The organism is Clostridium tarantellae, assembly GCF_009295725.1.
In the GTDB taxonomy this organism is placed as follows: Bacteria; Bacillota; Clostridia; order Clostridiales; family Clostridiaceae; genus Sarcina; species Sarcina tarantellae.
Genome location: NZ_WHJC01000174.1, coordinates 1 through 7,230, shown reverse-complemented (window position 1 = coordinate 7,230; position 7,230 = coordinate 1). Strand labels below are relative to the sequence as shown.

6 protein-coding genes are annotated in these 7,230 nt (G+C 25.6%); 1 reads left to right on the top strand and 5 read right to left on the bottom strand.

All coding sequences use genetic code 11. From position 1 onward, the window contains the following. The 5 genes from GBZ86_RS10745 to GBZ86_RS10725 all read right to left on the bottom strand — a co-directional run. The coding region (locus tag GBZ86_RS10745; protein ID WP_152890536.1) for a glycosyltransferase at positions 1-796 on the bottom strand (796 nt) is incomplete at its 3' end. A 3-nt stretch (positions 797-799) separates the two neighbouring features. After that, positions 800-1,510 carry a WecB/TagA/CpsF family glycosyltransferase gene (locus GBZ86_RS10740; protein ID WP_152890535.1) on the bottom strand — a complete coding sequence of 237 codons (711 nt, stop codon included), beginning with the start codon at positions 1,508-1,510 and terminating at the stop codon, positions 800-802. Positions 1,511-1,531: 21 nt separating this feature from the next. After that, entirely contained in the window at positions 1,532-2,620 is a 1,089-nt protein-coding gene (locus GBZ86_RS10735; RefSeq protein ID WP_152890533.1) for a tetratricopeptide repeat protein, read from the bottom strand. Between the two features lie 206 nt (positions 2,621-2,826). Next, complete coding sequence (locus GBZ86_RS10730; protein ID WP_152890531.1) at positions 2,827-4,554, bottom strand: phospho-sugar mutase; 1,728 nt, start codon at positions 4,552-4,554, stop codon at positions 2,827-2,829. A 149-nt stretch (positions 4,555-4,703) separates the two neighbouring features. Next, positions 4,704-5,315, bottom strand: a complete 612-nt coding sequence (locus GBZ86_RS10725; protein ID WP_152890529.1) for a 50S ribosomal protein L25 — start codon at positions 5,313-5,315, stop codon at positions 4,704-4,706. A 327-nt stretch (positions 5,316-5,642) separates the two neighbouring features. Between GBZ86_RS10725 and GBZ86_RS10720 the strand changes: the two genes are divergently transcribed. After that, positions 5,643-7,115: an aminotransferase class I/II-fold pyridoxal phosphate-dependent enzyme gene (locus GBZ86_RS10720; protein WP_152890527.1), complete on the top strand. Its 1,473-nt coding sequence runs from the start codon at positions 5,643-5,645 to the stop codon at positions 7,113-7,115. The last annotated feature ends 115 nt before the right edge of the window (positions 7,116-7,230 follow it).

Genomic DNA, 7,230 nt, shown 5'->3' with positions numbered 1-7,230 from the left:
CATCTCTTAACTTAGAAAAAATTTCTCCTGTATAAACAATATTTATCTTATCATTCTTTAATAAATTAGGCTTTTTATAATTTTTTATTTTGCTATATGAATTCTTATCATATCCTCTTGTTATTATAAATGTATTTTTATTTTTTATTCCATATTTAGATATAAATTCTTTTCTATTTTCTTCAGTTACAAATATATGTTTATCTCCATTTATAACAACTTTTCTTTCCATATTACCTTCTATTATTTTTCTTAAAAATCCTATATTTTGTCTTGATGGATCTTGTAACCAAGGATCACTCCAATATAAGATCCACGGAACTTCTTTAAATCTCTTTTTTAATTTTAAAGCACAAAGATGACTAGAAGGAGGCTCATGCATAGAAAATATAACATGAAAATTTTCCTTTTCCATAAGCTCCTCAGCATATTTATAAGCTTTAAAACTCCAATAATAATACATATCTGGAAAAACAACTTTATTTTTTATTTTTTTTACTAAATTTATTTTATTATTTCTTGTTTTTATAATCTCTTCATTATTAACCTTATTAACTTTTTTAGGCATTATTTTTTCAAATAATTTTCCACCACTAATAGCATGAACTTTAACTCTATTATCTAACAGCTTATATACTTCTTTATCATAATATATAGATTCTTTAGGAAAATCTACTGTTATTAAATGAAGTTCATTATTATTAATAGAACATAAATTATTTAAATACATTAATGTTTCAATGGATGCAGAATTATTTATCATAGGAGAATAACAAGCTATAAATAATATTTTCATTTCTTATTTTTTCTCCTTCCAACATTTAATTATAAATTTAGGTATGGATTTTAATCTTTTTACTCTCCAAGGCTCTTTTATAACTCTATAAAACCATTCTAACCCTAAGGATATCATCCATTTGGGAGCTCTTTCAACTTCACCCGATATAACATCAAAACTCCCTCCTACTCCCATGAAAATTGAACACTCTAATTTATCTTTATATTTTTCTATAAATAATTCTTGTCTTGGTGCTCCCATAGCAACAAAAAGTACATAAGTTTTTTTAGTTTTTATATCTTTTATTATATCTTCACAATTATTCAAATCAAAAAAACCATTTCTAGTTCCAACTACATTTATAAAACTATATTTCTTATTAATTTTTGAACTGCAAATTTTAACAATATTTTCATTAGCACCTAATAAATAAATATTTTTTCTTTTTTTATTACAATAGTCTAATACTAAATCCATAACTTCAATTCCAGCTATTTTTTCTTGAATAGGATTACCATATAGTTTAGAAGCAATAATAGTCCCTATACCATCTGGAATTATTATTGCATCATTTGAATTAAAACTTTTATAAAGCAACTCATTGTTAAGTCCATGATTTAGAACTTCTGGATTGCCTGATATTATATTAACCTTTTTTTTATCAATAATTTCATTTAATAATTCTTCTTTACTACCTGAAAAAATATTATAGCCTAATAATCTTTTATACATTATTTTCTCCCTTAGGTTATACTATAAATTATTTATGTAATTATCTATTTGTTTTACAATTTCATCATTATTATTTAATTCTTTAGCTATCTTTAGATGTTTTTTAGCTTCTTCAATATTTTCTGCATGTACATAACACATAATTAAATTTGTACAAACTTCTATATCTCTAGTTGCTTCAAAAGCTTTTCTAAAATACTTAATTGCATTTTCATAATCACCTAAACAAGCATAGTTTATTCCTAATTCATTAACTGTTTCTACCATATTATTATCTATTGACATACATTCATTTAAATAATAAATTGCTTTTTCATAATTATCTAATCTTCTATAACATGTTGCTATATAATATCTAACAATAGAATTGTCTGGAAATTTATCTGCTAAAGGTAATAATCTTTTTAAAGCTACTTCTGGCTCCTCTAAAAGCTCTTCTTTTCCTTTCTCATAATCCATAGAATCTTTTATTTCTTCATATAAAACTCTAACCTCTTCTGTTTTCTCTCCACCTCTAGACATATATTCATTTATATTTATATAAGCCTTATCATATTGTCCTAAATCATTATATGATAAAGCTGTATATAAATATGGAAGTGCTATCTTTGGAAGATCTTCTTTACATTGCTCCGTCAAATTCAATTGAACTTCATTATAACTATTATTTTTTTCTCTTAAAGTTTCACTTATTAAAAATAACTTGCTATAAATTTCTTCTGTTTTATATATTGTACATAATCCTATTAATATCATTAAAGCTTCAACTAAATTATCATTTTTAACTTTTTCTGATACTAATTTTTTTCCACAAGGAAGAGTATCCTTTATTAAAGGTAATATTTTTTTATAATCATTATTAAATCTTAAATTTTTATCTCCACCTAATGCTAATAACATTCCTTCAATTAAATAATACATAGGTAATGTTTCTAACTTATATCCTTTTTCTATATCTTTTGATATGTATTTAGGATTTAGTGGTATATATAATTCTTTTATACTTAATTTATCAGCATCTCCACCTAACATTTCTAAAAATTTATGACTATTAATTTCTAGAAATAATAATTTTGATAATTTTTCTTTACTTACTGTATTAAAATCCATATTCTTTCTCTCCTTAAAATAAAATGGAATCTTTATCTTTAAATTAGTACATTATTATATCAATTTTTTAAGTTTTTTTAAATAGTCTAGAACAAAATCTACTTGGAAGACCGCCTTCGGCACTTTAATTAAAGTTATCCACAGATTCTCATTCCTAAAGAATTAAAAATGACTCATAAGTACACTTATGAGCCATTACATAATAATTACTTTAATTTTTCATTTATTAAATTCATTACTGCTTCTTTAAACTCATTTACAACTACATTAGCATTTTCTAAACTTGTTCCTTTAATAGATAAATATATTTTCATTTTAGGTTCAGTACCTGAAGGTCTAACTACAAACCATGAATCATCTTCTAAAATATACTTTAGTACGTTTGATGATGGTAATGTAATATCTTTAACTTCATTAGTTATATTATTAACTTCTTTTTGTAATTTATAATCAAATGATTTTAAAACTTTAACTCCATTAATAGCTTCTATTTTTTCTTTTCTTAAATTATCTAAACATTTAGCTATTTTTTCTTGTCCTTCTTTTCCTTGAAGTTCTATAGAAACTAGTGTTTCTTTAAAGTATCCATATTTCTCATATAACTCTATTAAACCATCATATAAGGTTTTACCTTGTTTTTTATAATATAATGTCATTTCAGCTATTAACATTGAAGCTACAACCGCATCCTTATCTCTTACAAATGTTCCTGCCAAATATCCATAGCTTTCTTCAAATCCAAATAAATATTTATGTGAACCTGTTTCTTCAAACTGTTTTATCTTTTCTCCAATATATTTAAATCCTGTTAATAAATCAAATAATTCTACATTATATTCCTCTGCCATTTTTCTAACTGATTCTGTTGTAACTATAGTTTTTATTATGGCTCCATTTAAAGGTAATTCCTTTAATTCCTTAAGAGAACTTAATATATAATTTGTAAGAAGCATTCCTGTTTGATTTCCAGTTAAAACTTCATATTTATCATTATTTCCTTTAACTACTACACCTATTCTATCACAATCTGGATCAGTTCCAAATATTATGTCTGGTATAAATTCCTTTGCCATATCTAAAGCTAATTCAAAAACTTTTGGATCTTCTGGATTAGGATATGGAGCAGTTGGAAAGTTTCCATCTGGATTTTCTTGCTCTCTAACAATAGCTACTTGATTATAACCTAATTCCCTTAATATTCTTCTTACAGGTACATTTCCAGAACCATGAATTGGTGTATAAATTATTTTTAAGTCTTTAGCATTTTCTTTTACTAAATTTTTTCTTATAGTAATAGTTTTTAAATGTTCAATATAAGATTTATCTATATTTTCACCAATATATTCTAAAAGATTAGCTTTAATAGCGTCTTCTCTGTTCATAGTCTTTATTAACGAATAATCAGAAACTTGTGAAACATAATCTATTATTTCTTTTGCTGGCACATCTGTAACTTGACATCCATCATTTCCATAAACTTTATATCCATTGTACTGTTTTGGATTATGTGATGCTGTTACCACTATTCCTCCATCACATTTAAATTCTCTAACTGTAAATGAAAGAACTGGAGTTGGTCTTAAACTTTCAAACAAATAAACTTTAATTCCGTTTCCACATAATGTCAAAGCTGCTGCTTCAGCAAATTCTTTTGACATATTTCTTGAATCATAAGCTATTGCTACTGATTTATTACCTTTACAAGTGTTATTTAAATAATCAGCAAATCCTTGTGTTGCTTTGCCTACAGTATAAATATTCATTCTATTAGTTCCTGCACCAATAATTCCTCTCAAACCACCAGTACCAAAATCTAATTCCTTATAAAATCTATCTTCAATATCTTTTTCATTTTCAATACTTCTTAATTCTTCTTTTATGGTTTCTGATATTGTTGATGACTTCAACCATTCTTCGTATTTTGCTCTATACATTCTTTCCCTCTCCCTCTATACCACTAAATATTTACTCTTAATATTATACTATAAAAGTTCTATTTAACAATATATTTTCCTTATTTTTCCTAAATCCATTTTGTAATTTTTAGAAAAAACAAAAAAAGAATGGGCTACCCCATCCTTTTCTATTTTTTATCTTGTTTTTTTTGATTTTCATTAACTGCTGGCTCTAAATCTATATCTTCTGGTATTTTTTGTTCATAACTTACAGAAGCTAAAACAGTATTTAAGTCATCAACCACAAACAATTCCTTTGCAAATTCAACATCGGAAACTCTTATTTGATCTCCTACATTAACTGATGTAACATCTATATTTATATACTTTGGTAACTCTGAAATCTCACATTGTACCTTTACACTATCTCTATCCTTTTGAAGAATAGTTCCATTTCTATTTATTAAATCCTCTCCAATATAATGTATTGGTACACTTGAAGTTATTTTTTTATTTGCTTCAATTTTTTCTAAATCAATGTGAATTATTTTTCTATTAACAGGATCTCTTTGTACTTCTTTAATTAAAGTATCATAATTTTCACCACCAAAATCCACATTAACTACTCCATGTTCCCCTTCTCTACTTATAGCACTATTTAATTCTAATTCACTTATCTCAAATAATAAGTTATTAATATTTTTGCCATATAAAACCCCTGGTACCATTCCTTTTTTTCTGCATTTTCTTGCTTCATGGCTAATTTTTTTACATCTTGATTGAACTTTTAAATTTTCCATTTCTATCCCTCCTTTTAGATATTATTAACAAATCTATTTGCTATTATTCATAAATAAATTCATTGCATTCCATAAAAGCTTAATTTATAATATATTTGTTTTACTTAAATTGCATTTTTATATACCAAATTTAAACAGTTCATCTGTAAATTTTGATATTATTTATAAATTTAATATTATTTTTAATTTTTCAAACTATATTTTAAGAACTATTGTTTAATCAAATTTTGTTATAACTTATTAAATATAGACACAAACTATAATGTGTAATAAAATAAATATTTATTTTTGTTTATTACACAAATTTGAAAGAAGGTGCTTAATAAATTGTATAAATTAGATCAAAACCAAACACCACTTTTCCATGCATTAATGGAGTATGTAAATAGAGATACTATTCCTTTCCATGTTCCAGGTCATAAAAAAGGAGTTGGTATAGACGAAGAGTTTAAAAATTTTATTGGAGAAAATCCTTTTAAAATAGATGTAACAGTTTTCAAACTTGTAGATTCTTTACATCATCCTACTGGACCAATAAAAGAAGCTCAAAAATTAGTTTCTGATTGCTATGGCTCAGATGCGTCTTTCTTTTCAATTCATGGAACTTCTGGCGCAATACAATCTATGATAATGTCAGCAGTTAATTCTGGTGATAAAATACTAGTTCCTAGAAATGTACATAAATCTGTTACCGCAGGTATTATATTAAGTGGTGCAATTCCTGTTTATATGCAACCAGAACTTGATAAAAAGTTAGGAATTGCTCAAGGTGTTACACCTGAAACTGTTAAAACTACTTTAGAAGCTAATAAAGATGCAAAAGCTGTTTTAATAATAAACCCAACATACTATGGTGTATCTACAGATATTAAACAAATAGTAGATATAGTTCACAGTTATAATATACCTTTATTAGTAGATGAAGCACATGGACCCCACTTAGGATTTAATGATACTCTGCCTATTTCTGCTATGGATGCTGGAGCAGATATTTGTTCACAAAGTACTCATAAGATAATAGGTTCTTTAACTCAAGGATCGTTATTACATGTTAAGAGTAAATATATAACTCCAGAAAGAGTTCAACAAATTTTAAATTTAATGCAAACAACTTCACCATCTTACATAATTATGGCAAGCTTAGATTGCGCTAGACGCCAAATTGCCTTACAAGGTAAAGAATTAATGAAGAAAACTATTGAATTATGTAATTATGCTAGAGAAGAAATAAATAAAATTCCTGGTTTTTATTGCTTCGGAAAAGAAATACTTAATACTCCTGGAGTATTTGCATTAGATTCAACTAAATTAACAATTACTTGTAGAGATTTAGGAATAACAGGTTATGAATTAGATATGCTATTATCAAACAAATATCATATTCAAATGGAACTTTCAGATTTATATAATGTACTTGCTGTAGGTTCATTTGGAGATACTAAGAAATCTATTGACAAATTAATATGTGCTTTAAAAGAAATTTCAGAAGAATATACTTCTAAAGGTAATATAAAACCTGATTTTATAGATATTCCTCCAATACCTAAAAGAGCTCTTATTCCAAGAGATGCTTTTTATGGAGAAAAAATTTCTGTTCTACTTGAAGATTCTATTGGAAAAATTAGTGGTGAATTTTTAATGGCTTATCCTCCTGGTATACCAGTATTATGTCCAGGCGAAATAATCACTAATGAAATTGTTCAATATGTTAAAGAATTAAAAACAGCTGGTTTATATGTTCAAGGAACAGAAGACCAAAATGTAGATTATATTAAAATAGTACTAACATCTAATTTATAATACATAAACCCTATCATAAGAAAATATGATAGGGTTATTATTTTAGTTAAGTTATATTTTATTTCACTTGCAAAATTCAACATGAAATTTTCTTCTTATATTAGTATAATAATAT